This is a genomic window from Mesorhizobium sp. WSM4904, from assembly GCF_029674545.1.
In the GTDB taxonomy this organism is placed as follows: Bacteria; Pseudomonadota; Alphaproteobacteria; order Rhizobiales; family Rhizobiaceae; genus Mesorhizobium.
Genome location: NZ_CP121354.1, coordinates 6,560,871 through 6,587,154 on the forward strand (window position 1 = coordinate 6,560,871; position 26,284 = coordinate 6,587,154).

General features: G+C 64.4%; 24 protein-coding genes, 1 tRNA gene and 1 riboswitch. Of the genes, 14 read left to right on the forward strand and 11 right to left on the reverse strand.

What is annotated here, in order from left to right; translation table 11 throughout:
• Nucleotides 1–92 precede the first annotated feature (92 nt).
• A complete protein-coding gene (gene mscL, locus QAZ47_RS31665) occupies nt 93–512 on the reverse strand; it encodes a large conductance mechanosensitive channel protein MscL (RefSeq protein WP_278232011.1) in 420 nt (139 codons plus the stop codon).
• A 248-nt stretch (nt 513–760) separates the two neighbouring features.
• On the opposite strand from mscL, the gene QAZ47_RS31670 reads away from it, so the two are divergent.
• Nucleotides 761–4,246: a PAS domain-containing hybrid sensor histidine kinase/response regulator gene (locus QAZ47_RS31670; RefSeq protein WP_278232012.1), complete on the forward strand. Its 3,486-nt coding sequence runs from the start codon at nt 761–763 to the stop codon at nt 4,244–4,246.
• A gap of 20 nt (nt 4,247–4,266) precedes the next feature.
• Here the strand turns inward: QAZ47_RS31670 and QAZ47_RS31675 are convergent, their stop codons facing one another.
• Entirely contained in the window at nt 4,267–4,902 is a 636-nt protein-coding gene (locus QAZ47_RS31675; RefSeq protein WP_278208008.1) for a TetR family transcriptional regulator, read from the reverse strand.
• Between the two features lie 88 nt (nt 4,903–4,990).
• Between QAZ47_RS31675 and QAZ47_RS31680 the strand changes: the two genes are divergently transcribed.
• Both QAZ47_RS31680 and QAZ47_RS31685 read left to right on the forward strand, forming a co-directional pair.
• Nucleotides 4,991–5,647, forward strand: a complete 657-nt coding sequence (locus tag QAZ47_RS31680) for an O-methyltransferase (protein ID WP_278204847.1) — start codon at nt 4,991–4,993, stop codon at nt 5,645–5,647.
• A gap of 130 nt (nt 5,648–5,777) precedes the next feature.
• Nucleotides 5,778–7,079, forward strand: coding sequence for an MFS transporter (locus QAZ47_RS31685; protein ID WP_278204848.1), 1,302 nt, complete (start codon nt 5,778–5,780; stop codon nt 7,077–7,079).
• Between the two features lie 16 nt (nt 7,080–7,095).
• Here QAZ47_RS31685 and QAZ47_RS31690 read toward each other — a convergent pair whose 3' ends face one another.
• Both QAZ47_RS31690 and QAZ47_RS31695 read right to left on the reverse strand, forming a co-directional pair.
• A complete protein-coding gene (locus tag QAZ47_RS31690) occupies nt 7,096–7,755 on the reverse strand; it encodes a response regulator transcription factor (RefSeq protein ID WP_278204849.1) in 660 nt (219 codons plus the stop codon).
• A gap of 119 nt (nt 7,756–7,874) precedes the next feature.
• Complete coding sequence (locus tag QAZ47_RS31695; protein WP_278204850.1) at nt 7,875–8,312, reverse strand: hypothetical protein; 438 nt, start codon at nt 8,310–8,312, stop codon at nt 7,875–7,877.
• Between the two features lie 126 nt (nt 8,313–8,438).
• Here QAZ47_RS31695 and QAZ47_RS31700 point away from each other — a divergent pair, with 126 nt between their 5' ends.
• Genes QAZ47_RS31700 through QAZ47_RS31710 form a run of 3 tightly spaced genes read left to right on the forward strand, consistent with a single transcriptional unit; the run spans nt 8,439 to nt 10,850 of the window.
• Complete coding sequence (locus QAZ47_RS31700; protein WP_278204851.1) at nt 8,439–8,789, forward strand: DUF952 domain-containing protein; 351 nt, start codon at nt 8,439–8,441, stop codon at nt 8,787–8,789.
• A complete protein-coding gene (locus QAZ47_RS31705) occupies nt 8,786–9,859 on the forward strand; it encodes a quinone-dependent dihydroorotate dehydrogenase (RefSeq protein ID WP_278204852.1) in 1,074 nt (357 codons plus the stop codon). Before QAZ47_RS31700 ends, QAZ47_RS31705 begins: the two co-directional genes overlap by 4 nt.
• Before the next feature lie 28 nt (nt 9,860–9,887).
• Entirely contained in the window at nt 9,888–10,850 is a 963-nt protein-coding gene (locus tag QAZ47_RS31710) for a cysteine synthase family protein (RefSeq protein WP_278232013.1), read from the forward strand.
• A 60-nt stretch (nt 10,851–10,910) separates the two neighbouring features.
• Here the strand turns inward: QAZ47_RS31710 and QAZ47_RS31715 are convergent, their stop codons facing one another.
• Nucleotides 10,911–12,248, reverse strand: a complete 1,338-nt coding sequence (locus QAZ47_RS31715; protein WP_278232014.1) for an MATE family efflux transporter — start codon at nt 12,246–12,248, stop codon at nt 10,911–10,913.
• A 122-nt stretch (nt 12,249–12,370) separates the two neighbouring features.
• Here QAZ47_RS31715 and QAZ47_RS31720 point away from each other — a divergent pair, with 122 nt between their 5' ends.
• On the forward strand, nt 12,371–13,273 hold the full coding sequence (locus QAZ47_RS31720; protein WP_278232015.1) for a histone deacetylase: 903 nt from the start codon (nt 12,371–12,373) through the stop codon (nt 13,271–13,273).
• A gap of 1 nt (nt 13,274) precedes the next feature.
• Here QAZ47_RS31720 and QAZ47_RS31725 read toward each other — a convergent pair whose 3' ends face one another.
• On the reverse strand, nt 13,275–13,538 hold the full coding sequence (locus QAZ47_RS31725; protein ID WP_127857647.1) for a DUF6460 domain-containing protein: 264 nt from the start codon (nt 13,536–13,538) through the stop codon (nt 13,275–13,277).
• 194 nt (nt 13,539–13,732) lie between these two features.
• On the opposite strand from QAZ47_RS31725, the gene QAZ47_RS31730 reads away from it, so the two are divergent.
• A tRNA-Gly gene (locus tag QAZ47_RS31730) sits at nt 13,733–13,806 on the forward strand.
• A 259-nt stretch (nt 13,807–14,065) separates the two neighbouring features.
• Here the strand turns inward: QAZ47_RS31730 and QAZ47_RS31735 are convergent.
• On the reverse strand, nt 14,066–14,404 hold the full coding sequence (locus QAZ47_RS31735) for a protamine-2 (modular protein) (protein WP_278232016.1): 339 nt from the start codon (nt 14,402–14,404) through the stop codon (nt 14,066–14,068).
• Nucleotides 14,405–14,506: 102 nt separating this feature from the next.
• Nucleotides 14,507–15,496 carry a LysR family transcriptional regulator gene (locus tag QAZ47_RS31740; protein WP_278232018.1) on the reverse strand — a complete coding sequence of 330 codons (990 nt, stop codon included), beginning with the start codon at nt 15,494–15,496 and terminating at the stop codon, nt 14,507–14,509.
• A 291-nt stretch (nt 15,497–15,787) separates the two neighbouring features.
• On the opposite strand from QAZ47_RS31740, the gene chvE reads away from it, so the two are divergent.
• From chvE to QAZ47_RS31765, 5 genes are all read left to right on the forward strand, one after another.
• The gene (chvE, locus tag QAZ47_RS31745; protein ID WP_278076177.1) at nt 15,788–16,858 is read left to right on the forward strand and encodes a multiple monosaccharide ABC transporter substrate-binding protein; all 1,071 of its coding nucleotides are present in this window, start codon (nt 15,788–15,790) and stop codon (nt 16,856–16,858) included.
• 187 nt (nt 16,859–17,045) lie between these two features.
• On the forward strand, nt 17,046–18,578 hold the full coding sequence (mmsA, locus tag QAZ47_RS31750) for a multiple monosaccharide ABC transporter ATP-binding protein (RefSeq protein ID WP_278233922.1): 1,533 nt from the start codon (nt 17,046–17,048) through the stop codon (nt 18,576–18,578).
• Nucleotides 18,575–19,867, forward strand: coding sequence for a multiple monosaccharide ABC transporter permease (gene mmsB, locus QAZ47_RS31755; protein WP_278232019.1), 1,293 nt, complete (start codon nt 18,575–18,577; stop codon nt 19,865–19,867). Before mmsA ends, mmsB begins: the two co-directional genes overlap by 4 nt.
• Nucleotides 19,868–20,161: 294 nt before the next feature.
• Nucleotides 20,162–21,151, forward strand: a complete 990-nt coding sequence (gene araD1 / locus QAZ47_RS31760; protein WP_278232020.1) for an AraD1 family protein — start codon at nt 20,162–20,164, stop codon at nt 21,149–21,151.
• 27 nt (nt 21,152–21,178) lie between these two features.
• Entirely contained in the window at nt 21,179–21,625 is a 447-nt protein-coding gene (locus QAZ47_RS31765; RefSeq protein ID WP_278232021.1) for a hypothetical protein, read from the forward strand.
• 18 nt (nt 21,626–21,643) lie between these two features.
• On the opposite strand, the gene QAZ47_RS31770 is transcribed toward QAZ47_RS31765, so the two are convergent.
• Entirely contained in the window at nt 21,644–22,369 is a 726-nt protein-coding gene (locus tag QAZ47_RS31770) for an ABC transporter substrate-binding protein (RefSeq protein ID WP_347567212.1), read from the reverse strand.
• 133 nt (nt 22,370–22,502) lie between these two features.
• The gene (locus QAZ47_RS31775; protein WP_278232023.1) at nt 22,503–23,597 is read right to left on the reverse strand and encodes a 2'-deoxycytidine 5'-triphosphate deaminase; all 1,095 of its coding nucleotides are present in this window, start codon (nt 23,595–23,597) and stop codon (nt 22,503–22,505) included.
• A gap of 146 nt (nt 23,598–23,743) precedes the next feature.
• A riboswitch (SAM riboswitch) is annotated at nt 23,744–23,821 on the forward strand.
• Between the two features lie 73 nt (nt 23,822–23,894).
• Here QAZ47_RS31775 and QAZ47_RS31780 point away from each other — a divergent pair.
• Nucleotides 23,895–25,082 (forward strand): O-succinylhomoserine sulfhydrylase, encoded by a 1,188-nt coding sequence (locus QAZ47_RS31780; RefSeq protein ID WP_278204865.1) that lies wholly within the window; start codon nt 23,895–23,897, stop codon nt 25,080–25,082.
• Between the two features lie 37 nt (nt 25,083–25,119).
• On the opposite strand, the gene QAZ47_RS31785 is transcribed toward QAZ47_RS31780, so the two are convergent.
• The gene (locus tag QAZ47_RS31785; protein ID WP_278232024.1) at nt 25,120–26,265 is read right to left on the reverse strand and encodes a ceramide glucosyltransferase; all 1,146 of its coding nucleotides are present in this window, start codon (nt 26,263–26,265) and stop codon (nt 25,120–25,122) included.
• Between the last annotated feature and the right edge of the window lie 19 nt (nt 26,266–26,284).

The window sequence follows — 26,284 nt, forward strand, 5'->3', positions numbered from 1 at the left end:
CACGACTGCTAACGTCTTTTACGACAGCCGCAAACAGAAAACCCCGGCCGCGAGCGGCCGGGGTTTTGGTCCAGCGTGTTCTGTCTTCGAGACTACTTCTTGGCGAGCAGGTCGCGGATTTCGGTCAGAAGCTGGACATCCGCCGGCGGGGCCGCGGCAGCCGCGGGTTTTTGGCCTTCAAGGCGCTTGCGCAGATTGTTCACCATCTTGACCATCAGGAAGATGATGAAGGCAAGTATCAGGAAGTTCAGCACCACGGTGATGAAACTGCCATAGGCAAAGACCGCACCCTCTTTCTTGGCGTCGGCCAGCGCGGTCGAGTGGACGTTCGAGGACAGTCCAAAGAAATAGTTGTTGAAGTCCAACCCGCCGAAGATCGCGCCGACGATCGGCATGATGATGTCGTTGACCAGCGAATCGACGATCTTGGAGAAGGCCGCGCCGATGATGACGCCGACGGCCAGGTCCATCACATTTCCCCTGGAGATGAATTCCTGGAATTCTTTCAGCATTCGACCCTCCTTGCCATGACCGGCCGTGCTGCCGCCCCGGCTCTCCGGCGCCGACCCAAATCACAATAACAAAAACTCCCAGTTGCAAAACCGGAAAAAGGGCGAAGCCACCGGTTTGTATTTATCCGGTTCGTGTTTCTGCAGACGTCACCAACCACATATGCGTCGAAAGCCGCGATGGACTTGGGCTCCAAGCTGTGGTTGCGTCTAGAACGGGCGAGGAGCCCGTCAGGGAGGAAGTTCGAACCATGCAAGGCTGGTTCGTCGTCATCATCGCTATCGCCTATGTGACGTTGCTCTTTGCGATCGCCAGCGTCGGCGACAGGCGCTCGGTGGCAGCCGGGCTCGGCCGTGCGCGACCCTTCATCTATGCGCTCAGCCTCGCCATCTACTGCACCTCCTGGACCTTCTTCGGCTCGGTCGGCCTCTCCTCCGAGCGCGGCCTCGAATTCCTCGGCATCTATACCGGCCCGGTGCTGGTCTTCGTATTCGGCTTCCCGCTGCTGAACCGCATCGTCCGGCTGGCTAAAAGCGAGAAGATCACCTCGATCGCCGACTTCCTCGGCGCCCGCTACGGCAAGAGTTTTGCCGTCGCGGCGATCGCGACGCTGATCGCCACGATCGGAGCGGTGCCCTATATCGCGCTGCAGCTGAAGGCGATCTCGGGCTCGGTCAGCCTGATGATCGAGCACTATACGGGATCGCCGCCTTCCTTCGATCCATTCGTCAGCGACATCTCGCTGGTGGTCGCGATGCTGCTCGCGCTGTTTGCGGTGCTGTTCGGCACGCGCCACGCCGATGCCACCGAGCACCAGGACGGGCTGGTGCTGGCGGTGGCGGTCGAAACCGTGGTCAAGCTCGCCGCTTTCCTCGCCATCGGCCTGATGGTGACTTTCCTGATCTTCGGCGGCCCCGGCGACATGCTGGCGACGCTCGCCACGAATGCCGCGGTGCGCCAGGCCATGGGCTACAACACCTCCCTGGCCACCTGGCTGGTGCTGACGACCTTGAGCGGCTTCGCCATCCTGATGCTGCCGCGCCAGTTCTACGTCACCATCGTCGAGAATCGCAGCGAGGCCGAGCTGCGCACCGCGACCTGGGTGTTCCCGCTCTATCTCGTGGCGATCAACCTGTTCGTGTTGCCGATCGCCTTTGCCGGCCTGTCGCTGGTCGGCACCAGGACCAGCAGCGACCTCTATGTGCTGTCATTGCCGCTGTTCAGCGGCCATGACGTGCTCGCCATGGCCGCCTTCATCGGCGGTCTGTCGGCGGCGACCGCCATGGTCATCGTCGAGAGCGTGGCGCTGTCGATCATGATCTCCAACGACCTCGTCATCCCGCTGTTCGTGCGCCGGCTGCTCAAGACCGCATCTTCGCAGAACGAGGACTGGTCGACACTGATCCTGAACGTCAGGCGGGCGTCGATCTTCATCATGCTGTTCATCGCCTTCCTCTACTACCGCGAGAGCACCAACAGCGCGCGGCTGTCTTCGATCGGGCTGATGTCGTTTGCCGCGATCGCCCAATTCGCGCCGGCGCTGATCGGCGGGCTGATCTGGCGCCGCGCCAACGGCCGGGGCGCCGCGCTCGGCATGGTCGCCGGCATTCTGGCGTGGAGCTACACGCTGCTGCTCCCTTCGCTCGTCGGTCCCGGCTCCGAGATCGTCGTCCATGGTCTGTTCGGCTTCGAGGCGCTGAGGCCCCAGGCGCTGTTCGGCACCGTTGGCGAGCCGCTGAACCACGGCGTTCTGTGGAGCCTGTCGATCAACACGCTGTTCTTCGTGCTCGGATCGCTATCTCGAGCATCCGTGCCGCTGGAGCGCATCCAGGCGGCGATCTTCGTGCCGCGCGAGGCGGGCCCGATGCCAAGCCTGCGCCGCTTCCGCACCGCCGTCACCGTCAACGACCTCAAAGACACGATTTCCCGCTATCTCGGCGTCGAGCGCACCGAGCGTTCCTTCCAGTCCTTCGAGAAGAACGCCAACGTCTCCCTGCACGGCAAGGAACAGGCCAGCATGGATGTCATTCGCTTCTCGGAGCAATTGCTGGCGAGCGCGGTCGGTTCGTCCTCGGCGCGGCTGATCCTGTCGCTGCTCTTTCGCCGCAACGACCGCGATTCCAAGGATGCCTTCCGGCTGCTCGACGACGCCACCGAGGCGCTGCAGCACAATCGCGACCTGCTGCAGATCGCGCTCGACCAGATGGAGCAAGGCATCACCGTCTTCGACCGCGATTTCCGGCTAATCTGCTGGAACCGGCAATACCGGGCGTTGTTCGACCTGCCGGACGAGATGGGCCAGGTCGGCGTGTCGCTCGACCAGATCCTGCGCCACCTCGCCGAGCGCGGCGACATCCCCGCCGACCTGCGGGTGACGATGCTCAACCGGCTGACCAGCTTCGTCAGCCCCTGGCAGATGGAGCTCAGGACCAGCGGCCGTATCCTGGAGCTGCGCTCCAACCCGATGCCGGACGGCGGCATCGTCGCCACCTATGCCGACATTTCCGGCCGCGTCGAACAGGACCTGGCGCTGAAGCGGGCAAACGAGTCGCTCGAGCAGCGGGTCCGGAGCCGCACCGCCGAGCTCACCCGCGTCAACGAGGAGCTGGCGCAGGCGCAGATGCTGGCCGAGGAAGCCAACCTCAGCAAGACGCGCTTCCTCGCCGCCGCCGGCCACGACATCCTGCAGCCGCTCAACGCCGCCAGGCTCTATTGCTCTTCACTGATCGAGAAGGCCGGCAAGGGTCCGGCCGGCAAGGCCGCCATCAACATCGAATCCTCGCTGGAGTCGGTCGAGACCATTCTCGGCGCGGTGCTCGACATCTCGCGGCTCGATGCGGGGGCCTTGAAGCCCGAAGACACTGCCTTCAGCCTCGGCGGGCTGCTTGGCCAGATCGGCAATGATTTTCGCCCGCTCGCCGCCGAAAAGAAGCTCGGCCTGAAAATCATGCCGTCTTCCCTCGGTGTCATGACCGACCGCAACCTGCTTCGCCGGCTGATCCAGAACCTGGTCTCCAACGCCATCAAATACACGCGAGACGGCCGCATCCTCGTCGGTGTCAGACGGCGTGGGGAACTGGCCGAGATCCAAGTGATCGACACCGGCATCGGCATCGCCGGCGACAAGCTCAACACCGTCTTCCACGAATTCACCCGGCTGGACGAAGGCGCGCGCGAGGCCGAAGGCCTCGGCCTCGGCCTTTCCATCGTCGACCGCATCGCCAGGGTGCTGAGGCTCGAAATCCGTATCTTCTCCAATCCGGGCAAGGGCACGCGCTTCTCCGTCATCCTGCCGGTGGCAGCGGTCGTGACGCCGCCGCGCGAGATATCCAAGACGCCCGCGCGCGCGGCATCCTCGCTTGCCGGGCTCAACGTGCTGTGCATCGACAATGACGCGCGCATCCTCGATGGCATGCGGCTGCTGCTCGAAGGCTGGGGCTGCAGCGTCGATACGGCTTCGGGATCGGGAGACCTCGTACGGCCGGGCGCGCGAAGGCCCGATATCGTGCTTGCCGACTACCATCTCGACGGCAGCACCGGACTCGACGCCATCCACAGGCTGCGCGCCGCTTACGGCCAGGACCTGCCTTGCGTATTGGTCACCGCCGACCGTTCCAGCGAGGTGCGCACCGCCGCAGGCAAGCTCGACATTGCAGTGGTCAACAAGCCGCTGAAGCCGGCCGTGCTGCGCTCGATGATGGCGCGTGTCAGGGCGCTGGCGCCAGCGGCGGAGTGACGTCGCTGGTGGGACTTATCTCAGTCTTGATGTCCGAGGCTTTTGAGATAGGCGCAGAACATGTCGGCGAGTGCGTCCGAATACGCTTCGATCTCAGCTGACGTTCGCCGGCTTGCCGAGAAATCCGGTCCTACTGCCGCCAGTGTCGTGATGATGAGCTCGCCAGCCCTGGTGCGAACAGCGTCCGAGGCGGCGGGCAATGCCGCGCGCATGAAGTCCTCGACCGTGCGATCCGCCGAAGCTTTTGCCTCCTGCACTTCCGGCGCGTCCCGATAGAGCGGCGCGGCGTCGTTCAGCGCCACGCGCAGCGGAGCCTCCTCGCATTCCGAGCGGATGAAGGCGTGCACCAGAACGCGTATCCGTTCGAGCGGCGGCTTTTCGACATCCTCGAGAATGCCGCACAGAAGGTCGGTCGTCTGCCGCCATTCGTCGCTCTGCAGGCGGAACAGCAGCGCGGCCTTGTTGGGGAAGTACTGGTAGAGCGAGCCGACGCTGACGCCGGCTTTCTCGGCGACGCGCGTGGTGGTGAAACGCTGCGCGCCCTCGCTCGCCAAAACCTGAGCGGCTGCCTGCAAAATCGCCGCGACGAGCTCCGTCGCCCGGGCCTGTTTGGGCTGTTTTCGAGTGGAAATTGAAGGATTTGGGCGTTGGACCACGGCAGCGCTCGGGAATGCGAATTGGAAACCTGAAGGATTATTCGTATTTTCCAGGCAACACAAGAACGCATTCGACTGGAGCCCGACCATGACCACCCTGACCGCAACCCCGCTCGCGCCGTTGCTCGCCCGCCTGTTCAAGGAAGCCGCCTCGGCGACCAGCCCCGCCATGGCCCGGTACTCGCAGGAGGAACGGGCGCGCCTGCTCGGCAGCAAGACCGAATATCTCGATTTCTACGGCAGCCTGAAGGACCTTTGGCTCGCGGTTTCGCCGGAGACCGGCACGCTGCTCTACATGCTGGCGCGCAGCACCGGCGCGCGCATCATCGTCGAGTTCGGCACCTCGTTCGGCATCTCGACGCTCTACCTTGCCGCGGCGCTGCGCGACAATGGCGGCGGCCGCCTGATCACGACGGAGTTCGAGCCGTCCAAGGTGACGCGCGCCAAGGCCAATCTGGCGGAAGGCGGCCTTCTCGACCTGGTCGAGATCCGCGAAGGCGACGCGCTGGAGACGCTGAGCAGGGACTTGCCGGACCGAATAGACCTTCTGCTGCTCGACGGCGCCAAGGCGCTCTATCCGGAGATCCTCAGCCTTGTCGAGAGCCGGCTCAGGCCCGGCGCGCTGGTCATCGCCGACAATGCCGACTTCTTGCCCGAATATCTGCAGCGGGTGCGCTCGCCGGCAGGCGGGTACATGTCGACCCCGTTCGGTGACGACGTCGAACTGTCGATGCGGCTCGGCTGAACCAGCTCCGCCACAAGCAGACCAACCAACTCACGCTGCTCGTTGAGTGGCCGTAGGCGTTCACGTCAGCCAACGCGCCATCCCGGCCTTCGGGCCCCGTGCCCCGGGTCCTTGACGCATAGGTGACATCATGACCACATTTTCGTCCTCCTGGCGCGGGCTGCCGCGCCCGGCGCTGCTCGGCTTGTTCCTGTTCTTCTGCGCCGGCTTCGCCGACGGCGCGCTGGTGCCCTTCTTTCCGCTTTGGGCCAGCAGCGAAGCTGACATCCCTCTCGGCGCGATCGGCCTGCTGTTCGGCTGCTATGCCGGCGGAGAGCTCATCGCAGCGCCGCTGATTGGTGGCGTTGCCGATCGGATTGGCCGGCGGCCGGTTCTGATCCTCTCGTCGTTCGGCGTGGGGTGCGGCTTCGTCGCCCTGTTCCTCGTCCACGGCGCTGCGGCCACCGCGGTCGTGCTCATTTTGACCGGCATGTGCGAGTCGGTGCTGCATCCGACCATCCTCGCCGCGATCGCCGATGTCACCGAGCCGTCGGCGCATCCGCGCTGGTTCGGCATGGCGCGTGTCAGCTCGAGCGCAGGGCAGATCCTCGGACCGGCCTGCGGCGCCCTGCTGGCGCTCATGTCGCTCAGCACCGTGTTCCTCGCGGCCGGCGGCATGCTCGTTCTGGGCGGGGTCGTGATGCTGGCGGCGCTTGGCGAGACGGTCGGCAGCGGATCTTGCACAGCCGGCGATCAGGACGACGAAGAGGAAGGCCTGTCGGCGCTGCTGCCGGCCTTCCGCGACGGCCGCCTGGCAAAGCTGCTCCTCTGGGTCGTGCTGTTCGAGATCTCCGGCAACTGGATCGAGGCCGTCATCCCACTCTATGCGCAGGACGCCGGCACGCTTTCCCCATCCGGCGTCGGTGCGCTGTTTGCCTATGCGGCCGCGCTGACGGTCGGCTTGCAGATGCTGGTGAGCCGCTTTGCCGAGGCGCGATCCGCGCTCTGGCTGACCATCGGCGCGGGGCTCTCGACGATCGCCGCCTTTATCCTGCTCATTGCCTCGCCGGCGATGCTCTCGCTGCTTGCCGCGGTGAGCCTCTGCTCGGTGGCGCAGATGCTGGTCGGGCCGCTCGTCCCGACTGCAGTCAACGCGCTTGCACCGGCGTCAAGGCGAGCCTCCTATATGGCGGCATCGTCTGTGGCGGTCGACCTCAAGGACTCGCTCGGGCCCTCGATCGGCACCGCGCTCTATGCACTCGCGCCACGCCTGCCATGGGCAACCGGCATTCCGTTGGTGGCGATTGCGTCGCTCGGCCTCGGCGTGGCGATCGGACGGGCGCGGCATGTCCGTGGCGGGGCGACGTCGGGGGCAGGTTTCGACGCAGAGACCGCCAGGCCGGAGAATGGCGCGGCCTGGTCAACAGACCCGGCGATGGAGGAATATACTTGAAGCAAGAGGGGAGGCTTTAGCCCACCGGCTGCAGCGGGTCGCCGCCGATCTTGGAAAGCTGGATGACCGCCTGGGTGCGGCTGTCGACGCCGAGCTTTTGCAATATGGCGGAGACATGCGCCTTGATGGTGGCTTCGGAGACGCCGAGCTCATAGGCGATCTGCTTGTTCAGCAAGCCTTCCGCCAGCATGCCGAGCACGCGCGTCTGCTGCGGCGTCAGCGCCTGCAGGCGCTTGATCAGATCGGAGATCTCGGGATCGCGCTCGATGCCGAGCTCGACGCCGGCGGGCGCGGCGATGTCGCCGGCAAGCACGGCCTGCACGGCGGCGCGGATTTCCTCCATGCTCGCCGACTTGGAGATGAAGCCGGATGCGCCGAGATCGAGCGCGCGGCGGATGGTGACGGGATCGTCATGGGCCGACACCACCACCAGCGGCACCGAGGAATGGATGCCGCGCAACGAGATGAGGCCGGACAGGCCGCTGGCGCCAGGCATCGAAAGGTCGAGCAGCACCATGTCGATGTCTTCATTGGCAAGGACCAGCGCCTTGGCGCTTTCGAAATCGCCGGCCTCGTGGATGGCGGCGACATCGCCGACGCCGGAAAGCGCCTCCTTCAGCGCACCGCGAAACAACGGATGGTCGTCGGCAATGACGAAGGTGTGGCCCGGCGGCAAATATTCCTCCCCGGATCCCATCGTTGGTTATGTGCTTCTTGCGGGATCGCAATAATTATGCGGCGGCGCGGCGCGTTTTCAAGCAGCAAAGGCCGCGCGCAGGCTTTTCCCCAGCCAGATCAGGTCTTTTGCGGAGCCGGCTTCGCGCCACCGTCGCCGTTTTCCTTGTCCATGTCCTTGACGATGTCCATGAAGCTGCGGAAGAAGCGCTCCATGTAGCTCATCGTCTTGTTGAAGTCCTCTTCGCTGGGCAGGTTGGATTCGAGCCGGGCGGAGGGCGTATTCTCGAGCTTGGCGACGCGCTCGTCCAGCGCCTTGACCGAACTCTGCAGCCGGTCGATCTCCTCCTGGAAGGCGGCGCGCTCGTCGGCCGCCATCTTGCAGACGAGCTGGCCGGAGCGCTCCTCGCAGATCGACATCGCGCCGGTCTGGGTGTCCATGCGGACATAGCCGTTGGCCGACTTTTCGAGCCGATAGCGGTCGGTCTCCTCGGAATAGGCCGACGCGGCAACCAGCGAGCAAAGCGCCGCCGGGATCAGGATGTGCTGCAGACGCATGTTGTTCGTCCTCTTGTTCGTCCTCCATGAGCCGTTGAGCAAAGAATATCACAGGTTTGCGCCTGAAATGGGGAAGAGTGCGCAAGTACCCTTTCCCCCATGGTTGGTTCGGACTATAGCGCGACAATGTCTCAGATTATCTACAAGATCGCGCCCGAGGCGCTATGGCGCGAAGCGGAGCGCAACGGACGCTTTGCCGGAGCGCCGATCGATATCGCCGACGGCTTCATCCACTTCTCGACGGCGGCGCAGGTCAGCGAGACGGCAGCCAAGCATTTCGCCGGCCAGACGGACCTGCTTCTGATCGCAGTCGACGGTGCGCGGCTGGGCGAGGCGCTGAAATACGAAGTCTCGCGCGGCGGCGCCTTGTTCCCGCATCTCTACGCTCCACTCGACCTCGACGCCGTTCTTTGGGTCAAGCCGCTGCCGCTCGGCGCGGACGGCTCGCATCGGTTTCCGACGCTGGAGGACGAATGAGCGTGCTCGACCGGATCGGCCAAAGACTGCTTTTCTCTTTCGATCCGGAAACCGCGCACGGCATGTCGATCGCGGCGCTGAGATGCGGCCTGCCGGTTGCCTCGCCTCCCAGCCAAGACGCACGACTCAAGGCCAGGCTTTGCGGGCTCGATTTCCCGAACCCGCTCGGCATGGCGGCCGGCTATGACAAGAATGCCGAGGTGCCGGACGCGCTGCTCAAGCTCGGCTTCGGCTTCGCCGAGGTCGGCACGATCACGCCGCTGCCGCAGCCGGGAAACCCGAAGCCGCGCATCTTCCGGCTGACGGCCGACGAGGCGGTGATCAACCGGCTGGGCTTCAACAATGAGGGCCAGGCTGTCGCCGAAAAGCGGCTCGCGGCGCGCAAGGGCCGCGGCGGCATCGTCGGCGTCAACATCGGCGCCAACAAGGACAGCGCCGACCGCATCGGCGACTATGAGCGCGGCGTGACCCGCTTCGCGCCCTACGCCTCCTATCTCACCGTCAACATCTCCTCGCCCAACACGCCCGGCCTGCGCAACATGCAGGCGCGCGAGCAGCTCGGCGAGCTGCTGTCGCGCGTGACTGCGGCGCGCGCGACAGCGTCGGCGCAGCCGCCGATCTTCCTCAAGATCGCGCCGGACCTCGTCGAAGCGGAATTGGAAGACATCGCCGCCGAGGTCGTCGAGAAAACTATCGACGGGGTCATCGTTTCCAATACGACGCTCTCGCGGACGGGGTTGCGGAGCGCAAGCCTCGCGAGCGAAGCCGGCGGGCTGTCGGGCAAGCCGCTTTTCGAGCGCTCGACCGCGGTGCTCGCCCGGATGCGCGAGCTGCTCGGTCCGCAGATGGCCATCATCGGCGTCGGCGGCGTCGACTCGGCGGAAACCGCGCTTGAGAAGATCCGCGCCGGCGCCGACCTGGTCCAACTCTACACCGGCATGATCTATGCCGGCCCGGCGCTGCCAGGCCGCATCGTCGCCGGCATGGCGCGCTTCGCGGATCGCGAGCGGCTCAAATCGATCCGAGAGCTGCGCGATACAGGCTGCGCAAACTGGTCCAGACGACTCTGACGAATTCCCACGAACCAGGAGACAGGTGATGGCCGAGGTTCTGAACTCCGTCGTAGACTCGATCGGTCGAACCCCATTGGTCCGGCTCGACAGGCTGACGGCGCAGGCGGGCGTCAAGGGCGGAATCCTCGCCAAGCTGGAATACCTCAACCCGGGCTTTTCAAAAAAGGATCGCGCGGCGCTTGGAATAATCGAGGAAGCCGAAAGATCCGGTGCCATCAAACCGGGACAAACGGTGGTCGAGCTGACCTCCGGAAACATGGGCACTGGCCTCGCGATCATCTGTGCGGTCAGGGGCTACCCTTTCGTCGCAGTGATGTCGAAGGGCAACTCCGAAGAGCGCGCGCGGATGATGACGGCGCTTGGCGCGGAAGTGATTCTGGTGGACCAACTGCCAGGGTCGATGCCGGGGCAGGTATCAGGTGGCGATCTGGCGCTTGTCGAGCAGACCGCCAGGGCGGTGACGGCTGAACGGGGCGCGTATCGCGCCGATCAGTTCCATCGCGACGGGAACTGGCTTGCGCACTATCACGGGACCGGGCCGGAAATCTGGGACGCCAGTGATGGCGCCGTCGATGCATTCGTCGACTTCGTCGGCTCGGGCGGAACATATGCGGGGGTAGCGAGGGCACTCAAGGAACGCAATCCCCTGATCAAGTGCTTCATCGTCGAGCCTGAGGGCGCCGCAGCCGCCGCGGGAGAGACGGTCACCCAACCTGAACACCCCATTCAAGGCGGCGGCTATGCGATGCCGGACCTGGCATTCCTGAAGAATGTGCCTGTCGATGGCTATCTTCAGGTTTCCGGTGACGAGGCACGTCAGGCCACGCGCTTGCTCGCGCGCAGCGAAGGCATCTTCGGCGGTTTCTCTTCCGGAGCGAATGTGGCCGCTGCGCTGCGTCTTCTAAACGGCGATCAATCAGGCAAGACGATAGCCATCGTCGTTTGCGACTCCGGGCTGAAATACCTATCGACCGACCTCTGGAGCTAAAAAGCAACACTGCCCCCCGCTGCCCTCGGCGACATAGGCGATGCCAAGACATGGCCGACGCTAAAATGCCGTGCGTACCCTGAGCCGCAGCACCGCCAGCAGGCTCAATCCGCGCACCAAAAGGAAGACGTGAAGTGCTGCCCACAGGCCGCTGTTGCCGAAGGCCGGCGCCAGCGTGATGAGGGCGGCGCTGAAGGCGAGGAACGACAGCAGCATCATGTTGCGCATGTCGCGCGACCAGGTGGCGCCAATGAAGACGCCATCCATCTGGAAGGCCAGCACGCCGCTCAGCGCGGTGAAGGCGGCCCAGGGCAGATAGGCGTCGGCCGCAGCGCGCACATCCGCCGAGGTCGTCACCAGCGCCACCAGATTGGCGCCGGCCGTCAGCAGAACAAGACTGGCGACGGCCGCCAGGCCAAAACCCCAGATCAGTGTCAGCCGCACGGCCTGCCGGAAAGGGGTGGCCGCCTGCGCGCCGATGGCGCGGCCGGCCAACTGCTCCGCGGCGGTGGCAAAACCGTCGAGGAAATAGCCGGCGACGAGGAAGAAGTTCATCAGCACGGCGTTGGCGGCGAGCGTCACCGTGCCGAACTGCGCGCCCTGCCTGGTGAACAGCGCGAAGGCGGCGAGCAGCGAGAAGGAGCGGATCATGATGTCGCGGTTGAGCGACAGCATGCGCCTGTAGGCCGGCAGGTCGAGGATGCGCCGGCGCGACGGCCGCTCCAGCCTGCGGAAGCGGCTGAGCACGATGGCTAGGCCGAGCAGCATCGCCAGGAACTCGCCGGTGACCGTCGCCCAGGCAACGCCGGCAACGCCCCAGCCGAGCTCGAGGCCGAGCAGGAAACAGAGCAGGATGTTGATGCCGTTGAGCACGGCCTGCAGCATAAGGCCAAGCCCACCCTCGCCGCGCCCCAGCACGTAGCCCAATATGGCGTAGTTGACGAGCGAGAAGGGAGCGGCGAGCAACCTGATGCGGATATAGACCGACATCGCCGCGCTGACGCGCGGCTCGGCGCCCATGAACCACTGTCCGGCCACCGCAAAGAGCGGCGCAAGGGCGGCAAGCGCGACGCCGGCGACGACCGCAATCAGCACGGCGCGCCAGAGAACGGCCTGTTCCTCCAATTGATCGCCGCGCCCGAACGCCTGTGCGACGAGGCCGGTGGTGCCGGAGCGCAGGAAGTTGAATGTGGTGAAGACGACGTCGAACACCAGCGCGCCCGCGGCCAGGCCGCCGAGCAGGGCGGCGTCGCCGAACTGGCCGACCACGCCGGTATCGACGATACCGAGCAGCGGCGTCGTCAGATAGGCAAGCGTCATCGGCACCGCAATCGCCAGCACCGAGCGATTGGTGACGTTGAAGGATCTGGCGTTGATCTCGGTCGCACCCTTGTCCAAGGACTGCTGCCTTAATTGTTGCGGCTTGATCGAAGAGCCGATGTGCCCCAGTTTGCCGCTGCCGCGCAATCGCTAACCGGTGACGGCCAACCGAATTCCAGCTCTGGCGCAGGCTGCCCATCATGGCTTTGCAGATCGTCCACCACCCCGACTACGACGCCGGCTTTGCCGTCAACCATCGCTTTCCGATGAGCAAGTATCCGTTGCTGATGGCGGCCTTGCGCGCCCGCGGCCTGGCCGTTCCGGAAGCGCTTTCGATGCCGGAGCCGGCGCCGGCGGCGTGGCTGAAGCTCGCGCATGCGGCCGACTATGTCGACCAGGTGCTGGCCTGCGAGGTGCCGGCGAGGATCGAGCGCGAGATCGGCTTTCCGGTCGGCCAGCGCGTATCGCTCAGGGCTCAACTTGCCACCGCCGGCACGGTGTTGGCGGCGCGGCTGGCGCTGAAACACGGCATTGCCTGCAACGCCGCCGGCGGCAGCCATCATGCCAGGCGCGCGCAAGGCGCGGGCTTCTGCACCTTCAACGACGTGGCCGTCGCATCGCTGGCACTGCTTCTCGAGCGTGCAGTCGAAAACATCCTGATCGTCGATCTCGACGTGCATCAGGGCGACGGCACGGCGGACATCCTGAAGGATGAACCCCGCGCCTTCACCTTCTCCATGCATGGCGAACGCAATTATCCGGCGCGCAAGATCGCCTCCGATCTCGATGTCGCCTTGCCCGACGGCACCGGCGATGCCGCCTATCTCGACCGGCTCGGCGCCATCCTGCCGGAACTATCGGCAAGCGGGCGATGGGATATCGCCTTCTACAATGCCGGCGTCGATGTCCATGCCGAGGACCGGCTTGGCCGGCTGTCGTTGACGGATGACGGCCTGCGCGCCCGCGATAAGGCGGTGATCGGCCATTTCCGCGCTCGCGGCATCCCGCTGTGCGGCGTCATCGGCGGCGGCTATTCGACGGACGTGCCGGCGCTTGCCCAGCGCCATGCCATCCTGTTCGAGGTCGCGGCCGGCTTCGCCTAGGTCACTTCCTGTAGCTGGCGATCCTGAGCAGGATGAAGGCCGGCACGACGATCGCGGCGCCGAGCAGGATATAGCCCAGGAAGCGGTCGATGGCGTGGAAGCCGAGATTCCACAAATCGACGAAGAACTGGCGGATGCCATAGAACACATCCATCGGGCTCCAGCCGAAGGCGTGCATGACGAGGCCGACGAGGAAGGAAACCACCAGCAGCTTCACGAGCACCCTGAGTGGCGTATCGCCGAGGAAGCGTGTCAGTGCGGACAAGGCCGTTCTCCGGTTCGAGCTGCTCCGATTCGGAAGCGCGACTTCAGAAATACGCACTTGGTTGTCCGGCATCAAGCAGGGCCGCGCCATTGTCGGCCCGCATATGACCCTGACGGGCGTCGAAAACATATCCAAGGTCTCGCGACGAGAGCCGATTGCTTGAGGCCCCGCCATCATGGTAACGAGGCTGCTGCGCGGGTATGATGTAATGGTAGCCTGTCAGCTTCCCAAGCTGAACGCGCGGGTTCGATTCCCGCTACCCGCTCCAGCCTGAACCGCAAGGGTTTGAGCCAGACTCCACGAGCGGCCAAATTGCGCAGTTTTACGCCGGTTTTTACACGACCGAATCCCCGGGGCTGCAGAGACCGCGGCGCGGAATTGCATTGGATCGACCTCAGACCGACCAGCATGCGCAAGCGTGGAGTCGGCGGCGGTCTGCAAGCGAGCCATTGGACCTTGCACACACCGGCGCAAGACCCAATCAGCAATTCACCCGGCAGGCGCAGGGGTACGCGGTTGCTGTTGCCTCAGAGGTAGAAGCCGATCCAGACGCGGCGGCGCCAGCAGCGGACGTGACGCCGGCCATAGCGCCAGTAGCGGCGGCAGACCCGTCTCCAAACGCGCCGCCGGCGGCGGCGGTAGTACCGATCGCGGTAGTATCGACGGCGGTAGTAATACTGAGCCGGCTGCAGCAAATCGGCCTGGTCATCCTCCTCGTAGATGGCCGGATCCGGCTTGTCCAATTCATCGAGAATTCCGTTGCCCTTGGGGATGCCGGCAACCGCCTTGGCTGGTCCGGCCAGGCTTGCAAGCGCTGCCGCCCCCGCAACGCCAAGCATTCCAGTCAGAAACAACCGACGTTCCATCGAAACCTCCCGAGCTGTTGAGCATCGGCGGCTCGTCCCTCACCGCATCAGGCTCCAGCGAGCGCCGATCGGTCTGAACGTGCAAGTAGCATTCTCGTTCCATTACCCCACTTCACGCAAAATGAAGTCGTGCAGCATCTTGGCGGCGGGCGAGAGCACGCGGTTCTTGACCGTGATCAGGCTGTAGGGCCTGACCTCGATGTCGAATTCGGTCTGCACGACGTCGATCGCCCCCGACAGCCCGTCGGCGCTCTGGATGAACTTGGCCACCTGGACCGAAACGGGGGCGATAGCGTCGGATTGCGCCACCATCACCAGCGTCAAGAGCAGCGAAGAGGTGTTGAGGATGCGGTCGGGAAGCGGGATGTTGCGATTCAGGAAATTGCTTTCCATCGCCTGGCGCAGCGGCGACCCGCCGGACTGGAAGACCCAGTCATAGGCGGCCGTCTCCTCCAGACCGACCATCTTGCCGCTGGCGAGCGGATGGCCGCGGCGCACGATCAGGCAAGCCTTCTCGATGCCGATGACGCGCGATTCGAACAGCCGCGGGTTGAGGTCGTCGGGAATGCGGGCGATGATGAAATCGTGGCGCGACGCGATAAGCTCGCGGGCGAGCACGTTCGAGGTCTCGACCTGCATGGTGATCTCGATGCGCGGGTAGATGCGGCGGATCTCGCGAATCGCCGGCACGGCCAATTCGATCGCCGGCGCGGTCACGGCGCCGAGGAACACCGAGCCACCCTTGCCGGCCTTGAGCTCCGAAATCTCGCGGTCGGCCTCGCGCATCTCGAGCAGAATCGAGCGGGCGCGCCTGGCGAGCGCCTGGCCGTAAGGGGTCAGCGTCACGCCGCGCGGCAGGCGCTCGCACAACATAACGTCGAGCACCGCCTCCATCTCGGCGATCATGCGCGAGGCGGCCGGCTGGGAGATGTTCATGACCTGGGCGGCGGCGCTCACCCGTCCGTGATCGTCGAGCGCGGCGATCATGCGCATATGGCGCAGGCTCAAGCCGCTGCGCAGAAGCGTCTCCCCGTCTCCCGGGAGCTTCTCGTAACTTACTGAAATCGCATCAGGATCGCGCAGCGCCGCCATTATTTCCCAGCCTCTCCGCCAGTTCTTACCGCATGCTAAATCATACCAGTTTCGGTATAGCAACCACCAAAGATCGCATTTGACAGTTATGTCAAAGGAACCCACCCTTCGCGCGTTCCGAGGCGCAACGATCGGCAACGAGCAAAATCGTATCGATTGAAACTGCGCCGCGGGGCCGATTGGGAGGATACCGGAGATCGATAAAGCCGACAGTGGCGCGCCAGCGCTCCTGTTCGACTGCGCGGCCCGCGAAGCCCCGAGGTGTCGCGTCCATCAACCAGGGAGAGTAATGTGAAGATCATCAAGACGCTGGCCGCCATCGCGGCCCTTGGCATTGCCGCCACGACCTATTCGGCGCATGCAGCCGACAAGGGTCTCGTCGGCGTGCTGATGCCGACCAAGACCTCGCAGCGCTGGATCAACGACGGCGACGCCGTCAAGTCCCAGCTCGAAGCGCTCGGCTACACGGTCGACCTGCAGTATGCGCAGGACGATATCCCGAACCAGCTCAGTCAGCTGGAAAACGAAATCACCAAGGGTCCGAAGGCGCTGATCATCGCTTCGATCGACGGCACCACGATGGCCGATGCGCTGCAGAAGGCCAACGATGCGGGCGTGGTCACCATCGCCTATGACCGCCTGATCAAGAAGACCCCGAATGTCGACTACTACACCACCTTCGACAATTTCGGCGTCGGCGTCATCCAGGCGAATTCCCTGGTCAAGGGCCTCAAGGAGCGCTTCCCGAACACCAAGCCGTGGAACGTCGAGCTGTTCGGCGGCTCGCCCGACGACAACAACGCCTTCTTCTTCTACAACGGCGCGATGTCGGTCCTGCAGCCGCTGATCGACGACGGCTCGATCAAAATCAAGTCCGGCCAGATGGGCATGGACAAGGTCGGTACGCTGCGCTGGCTCGCCGCCACCGCGCAGGCTCGCATGGACAACCTGCTCTCGGCCAACTACTCGGACGGCAGCCGCGTCGATGGTGTTCTGTCGCCCTATGACGGCCTGTCGCGCGGCATCACAGCCTCGCTGCGCGCCGTCGGTTACGGCACCGACGCGCAGCCCTGGCCGATCGTGACCGGCCAGGATGCCGAGACCGCCTCGGTCAAGCTGATCATCTCGGGCGAGCAGTATTCGACGGTGTTCAAGGACACCCGCGAGCTGGCCAAGTCAACCGTGGAGCTGGTCGACAAGGTGCTCTCGGGCGGCAAGCCTGAGGGCCTCGACACCAAGACTTACAACAACGATGTCAAGGTCGTTCCCTCGATCCTCCTGACGCCGGTTGAGGTCGACAAGTCGAACTACGAGAAGCTGGTCGTCGACTCCGGCTACATCAAGGCCGAAGAGCTGAAGTAATCCGGCTTGAAAACGAGGGGTCCTGCGCGACGCAGGGCCCCTTTTCGTTCAACGGCGAGCCCGGTATTGTTTTTGCCGGCTCTGCAGCGCCATGCGCCGTCGCGGCGCGGACCAGACTGCAGTATGTTGATTTCGCGCATGACCCATTCCGGAAACGGAAAGCATGCGCCAGGGAGTGGAATTCCTGATGACCTCGACGATTTTGGAGATGCGCGACATCACCAAGACGTTCCCCGGCGTCAAGGCGCTGTCGAACGTCAACCTCAGCGTCGAGGAAGGAGAAATCCATGCCATCGTCGGCGAGAACGGCGCCGGCAAGTCGACGCTGATGAAGGTGCTTTCGGGTGTCTATCCGTCCGGCACCTATGAAGGCGAGATCGTCTTCCGCGGCCAGGAGTGCCACTTCAAGGGCATCCACGACAGCGAGCATATCGGCATCGTCATCATCCACCAGGAGCTTGCCCTGGTGCCGATGCTGTCGATCGCGGAAAACATCTTCCTCGGCAACGAGCACGCCACCTACGGCGTCATCGACTGGAACGCCAACGAGAAGCGCACCGGCGCGCTGCTCAAAAAGGTCGGCCTCAAGGAAGATCCCAAGACGCTGATCACCAATATCGGCGTCGGCAAGCAGCAATTGGTCGAGATCGCCAAGGCGCTTAGCAAGGAAGTGAAGCTCCTGATCCTCGACGAGCCGACCGCTTCGCTCAGCGAGAAGGACAGCCAGGCGCTGCTCGATCTGCTGCTCGAGTTCAAGCGCCAGGGCATGACGTCGATCCTGATCTCGCACAAGCTCAACGAGGTGAACCGCGTCGCCGACAAGGTGACGGTGATCCGCGACGGACGCACGATCGAAACCCTGCCCAGGAAGGAGATCAGCGAGGACCGCATCATCACCTCGATGGTCGGCCGTTCGCTCGACGACCGCTATCCGCCACGCGAGCCGCAGATCGGCGACGTCATTTTCGAAGTGAAGAACTGGTCGGTCTACCATCCGATCCACGCCGAACGGCAGGTCATCAAGAACATCAACCTCAATGTGCGCAAGGGCGAGGTGGTCGGCATCGCCGGGCTGATGGGCGCCGGCCGCACCGAATTCGCGATGAGCCTGTTCGGCCGCTCCTATGGCCGGCACATCACCGGGGAGGTGTCGCTCCACGGCAAGCCGATCGACCTCTCGTCGGTGAGCAAGGCGGTGGAGAACCGCATCGCCTATGTCACCGAGGACCGCAAGACCTACGGCCTCAACCTCATCGACCACATCAAGCACAACGTGACTTTGGCCAACCTGGGCGGCGTCTCCAGCCGCGGCGCCATCGACGACATGCGCGAGATGAGCGTCGCCAACGACTACCGCAAGAAGACCAACATCCGCGCCTCCAGCGTCTATCAGCTGACCGGCAACCTTTCGGGCGGCAACCAGCAGAAGGTGGTGCTGTCGAAATGGCTGTTCGCCGACCCGGAAGTGCTGATCCTCGACGAACCGACGCGCGGCATCGACGTCGGTGCCAAGTACGAAATCTATACGATCATCGCACGTCTCGCCGCCGAGGGTAAGGCAATCATCGTCATCTCGTCGGAAATGCCGGAGCTGCTCGGCATCAGCGACCGTATCTATGTCATGAACGAAGGGCGTATCGTCGGCGAAATGGCGGCTAGCGACGCCAGCCAGGAAAAAATCATGCGCGCCATCGTTCGCGGAGAAGGAAAAGCATCATGAGCACAGACAGCGCTCCCTCGCCGCAGAGCGGCGTCGCCGAGGACGTCAAGCAGGGTCCGCGCATCGCCGTCTCGGCGCTGACGACGAATTTGCGCGAATACGGTCTGATCATCGCGCTGATCGTCATCATGCTGTTCTTCCAGTACACGACGTCGGGAACGCTGTTCAAACCGGTCAACCTCAGCAACCTGGTGCAGCAGAACTCGTTCATCATCGTGATGGCGCTCGGCATGCTGCTGGTGATCGTCGCCGGCTATATCGATCTCAGCGTCGGATCCGTCGCCGGCTTCATCGGCGCGCTCGCCGCGATGATGATGGTCATCTGGCCGCTCGGCATATTCAGCAATCCGCTGGTGGTCTCGATCGTCTGCCTGATCGTGGGCGCGCTTATCGGCGCGGCGCAAGGCTATTGGATCGCCTATCACAGGATCCCGAGCTTCATCGTGACGCTGGCGGGCATGCTGATCTTCCGCGGCATCTGCCAGGCGCTGCTCGGCGGCGGCTCCTCTGTCGGCCCGCTTCCGCCTGACTTCAAGGCGCTGAGCTCAGGCTTCATCCCGGACGTCATCGGCCCGCTGACGCTGATCCCACCGACGGTGAATGCTGCCGGCAAGACCATCGTCGGCAGCGGCCTTACGCTGCATATGACGACGGTTGTGCTGGGCGTGGTCGCGGTGCTCGCCTATGCCTATTTCGGGCTGAGGGCCCGCCGCAAGCGCGAGCGCCACGGCTACGAGGCCGAGCCCTTCCCGCTGTTCGTCATCAAGACGCTGGTGGGCAGCGCGCTGGCGCTCTTCCTGGTCTTCCAGTTCGCGAGCTACAAAGGCCTGCCGGTCGTGCTTATGGTGATGGGCGTGCTCATCTCGCTGTTCGTCTTCGTCACCAAGCGCATGACCATCGGCCGCCGCATCTATGCCATGGGCGGCAACGCCAAGGCGGCGCAGCTGTCGGGCATCAATACCGAAAGGCTGACGCTGCTCGTCTTCATCAACATGGGCGTGCTGTCGGCGCTCGGCGGCCTGATCATCGCGGCGCGCCTCGGCCAGGCCGTGCCGGCCGCGGGTCTCGGCAGCGAGCTCGACGTGATCGCGGCCGTCTTCATCGGCGGCGCCTCGGCGATGGGCGGCGTCGGACAGGTCATCGGCGCCGTGGTCGGCGGCTTCATCATGGGTGTGATGAACAACGGCATGTCGATCATGGGCGTCAATGTCGACTGGCAGCAGGTGGTCAAGGGCCTGGTGCTGCTCGGCGCCGTCATCTTCGACGTCTACAACAAGAACAAGGCCTGACAGGGCGAGGGCAATTCCGGAATGGCGGTTTTCCATCCGGAATTGCGCAAAAACAAATATTTGGAGCGGGCCAGCTACTAGGCTGAACCGCTCCGGCGAGGAAGCAGGAGGCATACGGGTCCAGATCGCGGAGCTGCCGGCAACCCGTCGGCGCCAAGAAGTCCCCCGAAGGACCGGGCTCGCGAGCGCAATCCGGACGAAGAGTTTCAACCGTGGCACGGATCGGTCCGGGCCGCGCTGGTCGGGGTTTTTGCTGTCGGCAGCCCGGCCAAGGCAAAAGAGAGAGGGTTCATCATGCTGATTTCCCAGATCCTCGACGACGCCGAGACGATCCGCGTCGTTGCCCGCAGCGGCGGCAAGACCCGGATCATCAACGGCGCGCGCAGCGTCTATTCGCTGGCGATGGAGGCGGCGCGCACCGGCACCGGTCTCGAAGCGCTGATCGAGCGCAAGGGCTATGGCGAGACGGTCGACCTCGACGCCGCCTACAAGAAGGGGCGGCTGGTGTCGCCAATCAACCATCCGGACCCCGCGCATCTGCACCTCACCGGCACCGGACTGACGCATCTCGGCTCCGCCGCGACGCGCGATTCCATGCACAAGAAGCTCAGCGACGGCGAAGAGCAACTCACCGATTCCATGAAGATGTTCCGCATGGGGCTGGAAGGCGGCAAGCCGGCCAAGGGCCAGATCGGCGTGCAGCCGGAGTGGTTCTACAAGGGCAACGGCACCATGGCGGTGGCGCCGGGCGCGGCGCTGATGTCGCCGGCCTTCGCGCAGGACGCCGGCGAGGAGCCGGAGATCGCCGGCATTTATGTCATCGGCGATGACGGCGCGCCGTTCCGGGTCGGCTTCACGCTGTCGAACGAATTCTCCGACCATGTGACCGAGCGGGTGAACTACCTTTTCCTCGCCCACTCCAAGCTGCGCAACGCCTCGTTCGGACCGGAAATCCTGATCGGCGACCTGCCCGCCGACATCAGAGGCTCATCGCGCATCTGGCGCGACGGCAAGGTGCTTTGGGAAAAGCCGTTCCTGTCGGGCGAAGCGAACATGTCGCACACCATCGCCAATCTCGAGCATCATCACTTCAAATATTCAGCCTTCCGCCAGCCAGGCGACGTGCATGTGCACATGTTCGGCACCGCGACGCTCTCCTTCGCCGACGGCATCAGGACCGAGGCCGGCGACGTGTTCGAGATCGAGGCCAAGGATTTCGGCCTGCCGCTGCGCAACCCGCTGGAGATCGAAAAGCCGGTGAAGGTGGCGGTGAAGGCGCTGTGATCTCGCGAACAACTTGGAACCGGATCAATGGGCCATATTCCGCCAAGCGCCAGAAATCTGGGCATCGCTCTGTTGATCGCTTGCTGGTCATCCGCGGCCTATGGCGCCGCACAATGCAGCAAGACCTCCTATAGCGAGGCGCGCGCCCTGATGACCAACCGACTGCTGGGCACCGGATATTCACGAAATCAAACCAGCTTCCTGATGCGAAATGCCGATCTACGGATTTCACAACTTCGTGGCGCCACATTGAACGACAGAGCCAAGCCTTGCCGCATTGACTCCGCTCGTGCCTATGTTCTTGGGTGCGTGAACGATCAGCTATTCCCGTTGAAGGGATCAAAGGCATCGCTTGATGCCACGCGACAGGCTTCATTCTGGGGTAAAACGCATCTAGCTGGACGCGAGCTGCTTTTTGTCGGCAGCTTCAACGCGTGCCTCGGCGCCGCGAAACAGGCGCTGTTTCGCGGCTGACCGAAGGCAGCTCCGGCTTCAATAGATATCGAAGTCGAAATATTTCGCCTGGATCTTCTTGTAGGTGCCGTCGGCGACGATGGCGTCAATGGCGGCGTTCAGCCTGTCGCGTAGCGCGGTGTCCTCCAGGCGCACGGCGATACCGGCCTCGGTCTCAGTGCCCTTGACGTCGCCGACCAGCTTGCAGCAGCCGTCGCTCGCCTTCTTCATCCAGTCGACCAGCACGAACTTGTCCGAGATGACGGCGTCGAGCCGGCCGTTGAGGAGATCGGTGACCGCCTCTTCCTGGGTCGGATAGAGCTTCGCCTCGGCGCCGGCCTTGCCGTAGACGTCCTGGGCGTAGTTGGCCTGGGTGGTCGAGGCCTGGGCGCCGACCGTCTTGCCGGCGAGAGCGGCAGGCTCGGTCGAGGCGATGTCGCTATCTTTCAAGGCGACCAGCGAAAGCGGCGTGGTGTAGTATTTGTGGGTGAAGGCGACCTGCTTCTTGCGTTCCTCGGTGATGCTCATCGAGGCGATGATGGCGTCGAATTTCTTGGCCTGCAGCGCCGGAATGATGCCGTCCCAGTCCTGGGTGACGATCTCGCATTCGACCTTCATCTGCGCGCAGAGCGCATTGGCGATGTCGATGTCGAAGCCCTCGACCTTGCCGTCCGGCGTGATGGTGTTGAAGGGCGGATAGGCGCCCTCGGTGCCGATCTTGATCTTTTCCGCTGCGCCTGCCGAACCGGCGCCGAGCGCCAGCATGGCTGCGGCCGCTGCCGATATGATCCATCTGGATATCCGCATTTTCGTCTCCCTCGATCAGGTTCTATGCCAGTTACGCGCAGCCAAGCATGGTGCGGTTGGCCAGGCAAGCACAGTCTGGCTGCCGCGGAGCTCAGCGCGCGGCGCGGAAATGCTTGGAGAGCTTGAGCCCTTGCGCCTGATAGTTGGAGCCGAGATCGGTGCCGTAAAGCGCCCGTGGGCGCTTGAGCATATGCTCGTAGACCAGGCGACCGACGATCTGGCCGTGGTCGAGGATGAACGGCACCTCGTGGCTGCGCACTTCGAGCACGGCGCGGCTGCCGCTGCCGCCGGCGGCGGAATGGCCGAAGCCCGGGTCGAAGAAGCCGGCATAGTGGACGCGAAACTCGCCGACTAGCGGATCGAAGGGCGTCATCTCGGCGGCATAGAGCGGCGGCACGTGCACGGCTTCGCGAGAGACCAGGATGTAGAACTCGTCCGGGTCGAGGACCAGCTCGCCGGCGCCGCTCTTGTAGAGCGGCTCCCAGAAGTCGACGACGTCCTGCGCGGCGCGCTTGTCGACGTCGACGAGGCCGGTGTGGTGCTTGCCGCGATAGCCGACAAGGCCGTCCTTGTCGCCGTCGAGATCGATGGAGAGCGCGATGCCGCCGCCGGAGATGTTGGGCGGCTCGGTGGCGACCAACATCTCAGCGCGGTGGAGGTCGCGCAGTTCGCTCTCCGAGAGCACCGCGTTGCCGATGCGGAAGCGGATCTGCGACAGCCGCGAGCCGGCGCGCACGACGATCGGGAAGGTGCGCGGGCTGACCTCGAGGTAGAGCGGGCCATGGTAGCCGGCCGCGATCTTGTCGAACTCGTGGCCGCGGTCGGTCATGACACGCGTGAAGATGTCCAGCCGCCCGGTCGAGCTCTTCGGGTTGGCGGAAGCCGACACTTCCGCCGGCAGCGCCAGGCTCTCGAGCAGCGGCACGATGTAGACGCAGCCCGTCTCCAGCACCGCACCTTCGGCAAGGCTGATCTCGTGCAGCTTCAGCCGGTCGAGCTTGTCGGCCACCAGATGATCGGGACCGGGCAGGAAGGAGGCGCGCACACGAAAGGCGGTGTCGCCGAGCCTGAGATCGAGGCTGGCCGGCTGGATCTGGTCGCTGTCGAGCGCGCGCGGCGACTTCAGCGCATTCGCCTCAAACAGCGCCGCGATGTCCTGATCCGGAAGAATGCCTGTCTGCCGCAAGGTCTGGCTCCGATCGAAGGCCGGGCAAGCGCGTGGTTCTTTTGCAGGCTCCTGCCGAAAACCGTAAACGGGCTTGCGCTACCTGCCTGGTACAAACCTCTTAATCAAGCCGGCAATTGACGCAAGCGTGGCGCGGGTCTAAAGGGTCGTTATCCCGTGGTGATTTGGCCGGTCGGCTTGCAGCCACGTTAAACAAGTCGCTAAAGGACCGCTGGCCGCGAGGCCATATGGACCGGTTGCGACATCGCGGCCGGTTTTTTTGTGTTTGGACTGTTCTTTGCGAGTGGAATTAGGGCGATGACCAAGACGCGTAACTGGAAGCCTCAGACGGCACTCGTGCATGGCGGCACACTGCGTTCCGGCTTCGGCGAGACCGCCGAGGCGATGTACCTCACCCAGGGCTATGTCTACGAAACGGCGCAAGCCGCGGAAGCCCGCTTCAAAGGCGAGGAGCCGGGCTTCATCTATTCGCGCTACGCCAACCCGACCGTCGACATGTTCGAGAAGCGCATGTGCGCGCTGGAAGGCGCGGAGGATGCCCGCGCCACTGCTTCCGGCATGGCAGCCGTGTCCGCCGCCCTGCTCTGCAGCGTGAAGGCGGGCGACCACATCGTTGCGGCGCGGGCGCTGTTCGGCTCCTGCCGCTGGGTGGTCGAGACGCTGGCGCCGCGCTACGGCATCGAGGCGACGCTGGTCGACGGCACCGACATCGCCAACTGGGAAAAAGCGGTCAGGCCGAACACCAAGCTGTTCTTCCTGGAAAGCCCGACCAACCCGACGCTGGAAGTGGTCGACATCGCCGCCGTCGCCGCTTTAGCCAATTCGATCGGCGCGAGGCTGATCGTCGACAACGTATTCGCCACGCCGCTGCAGCAGAAGCCATTGCAGCTCGGCGCCCATGTCGTGGTCTATTCGGCGACCAAGCATATCGACGGACAGGGCCGCTGCCTCGGCGGCGTCATCCTGTCGGACAAGAAATGGATCGATGAGAACCTGCACGACTATTTCCGGCACACTGGCCCGAGCCTGTCGCCCTTCAACGCCTGGACGCTGCTGAAAGGTCTGGAGACTCTGCCGCTGCGCGTGCGCCAGCAGACGGAAAGCGCCGGCAGGATCGCGGACTTCCTGGCCGGCCGGCCGGAGATCGCCCGCGTCATCTATCCGGGGCGGGCCGACCATCCGCAGGCGGACGTCGTCAGGAAGCAGATGTCTGGCGGCTCGACGCTGATCTGTATCGACGTCAAGGGCGGCAAGCAGGCGGCCTTCGCCCTCCAGAACGCGCTCGACATCGTGCTGATCTCCAACAATCTCGGTGACGCCAAGAGCCTGATCACCCATCCGGCCACGACGACGCACAAGAACCTGAGCGACGAGGCGCGCGCCGAACTCGGCATCGGGCCCGGCACGCTCAGGCTCTCCGTCGGTCTGGAGGATACAGACGATCTGCTCAACGACGTCGAACAGGCGCTGAGGGCAGCGCGGTAACGGTGGCCGCAAAGAGATTGCTTGAGCCGCAGCCGGCTCAGGCAATCTCTTCGAGTTCGGTCATCTCCCCGGTGCGGATCGTCATGGCGTTGCCGCGCCATTCGACGACGCCGCCCAGCCAGCCGCGCGACCAGACGATGGGAAGCATGGCGTCGCGCACGATCATCGCGGTGACGCTGCGCGGCGACAGGTACCAGCCCTTGGACCATGCAAGCAGGCACTCCGGCACATAGGCGACCGCCAGCACGCAAAGCGCCGTGGTGGGGAGGCTGACGCCGGCGCTTGCCGCCGCAATCAGCGCGAAAATCAGCGGCACAACCACGCCGGTCAGGATCTCGGGCGCGAAGAACTGCGGGAAGGTGACGCGGCGCAGCCGCGCCCAGCGCGCCTGGCGCGACCAGACTTCGGCGAGCGTGCGCTGGCCGAGCGGCTGTTCGAAGGGCGAGGCCACGAGGTTGACCCGGAGGCCCAGGCTGTTGATCAGCTTGGTGGCCGCCGCATCCTCGGCGGCCTCGGCGGCCAGCGCCTGTATGCCGCCGTTTGCGTCGAGCATCGACTTGTTCCACAACATGCTCTTGCCCTGAGCGAAGCCAAGGCCGACCGCCTCGCCGGCATATTGCCAGCGCGCCTGCAGCGTGTTGAGGAAAGCGCATTCGACCTCGGCCCAGAAGCCGTCCGGCCGCGAGCCGACCGGCGTCGAGCAGACGAGGCCGGTATTCCGTCGCCAGGCCGCCATCAGGTGCTGGACATAGTCCTTGGGCATCAGCACGTTGGAATCGGCGAGAATCACCCAGTCGTGCCGGGCCGCCAGCCAGCCCTTGACGCAGTTGTTGAGCTTGGGATTGGCGCTGATCCTGTCCTCGCCGATCAAGAGCCGCGCCGGCACGTTCGGGAAGCGCGCGATCGCGGCATTGATCAACTTGACCACAGGGTCTTCCGGTTGGGTGACGCAGAAGATCAGCTCATAACGCGGCCAGTCGAGCGAGAAGGCGCGCTTGAGCGTCTCCTCGGCGAATGGCTCGACGCCGCGCGACGGCACGATGATGGAGACCGGCGGCTGCTTGCCGGCGAACGGGGGAATGAGGCGCCTGGGCTTCAATCGCGACGAGGCGAGCAGGATGCTGGCAAAATTGGAAAGAAGAAGGGCTGACGAAGCAAAGGCGGCTGCAAAGGTCAGTTCCATCGAGTTCTGGTCACTCCGG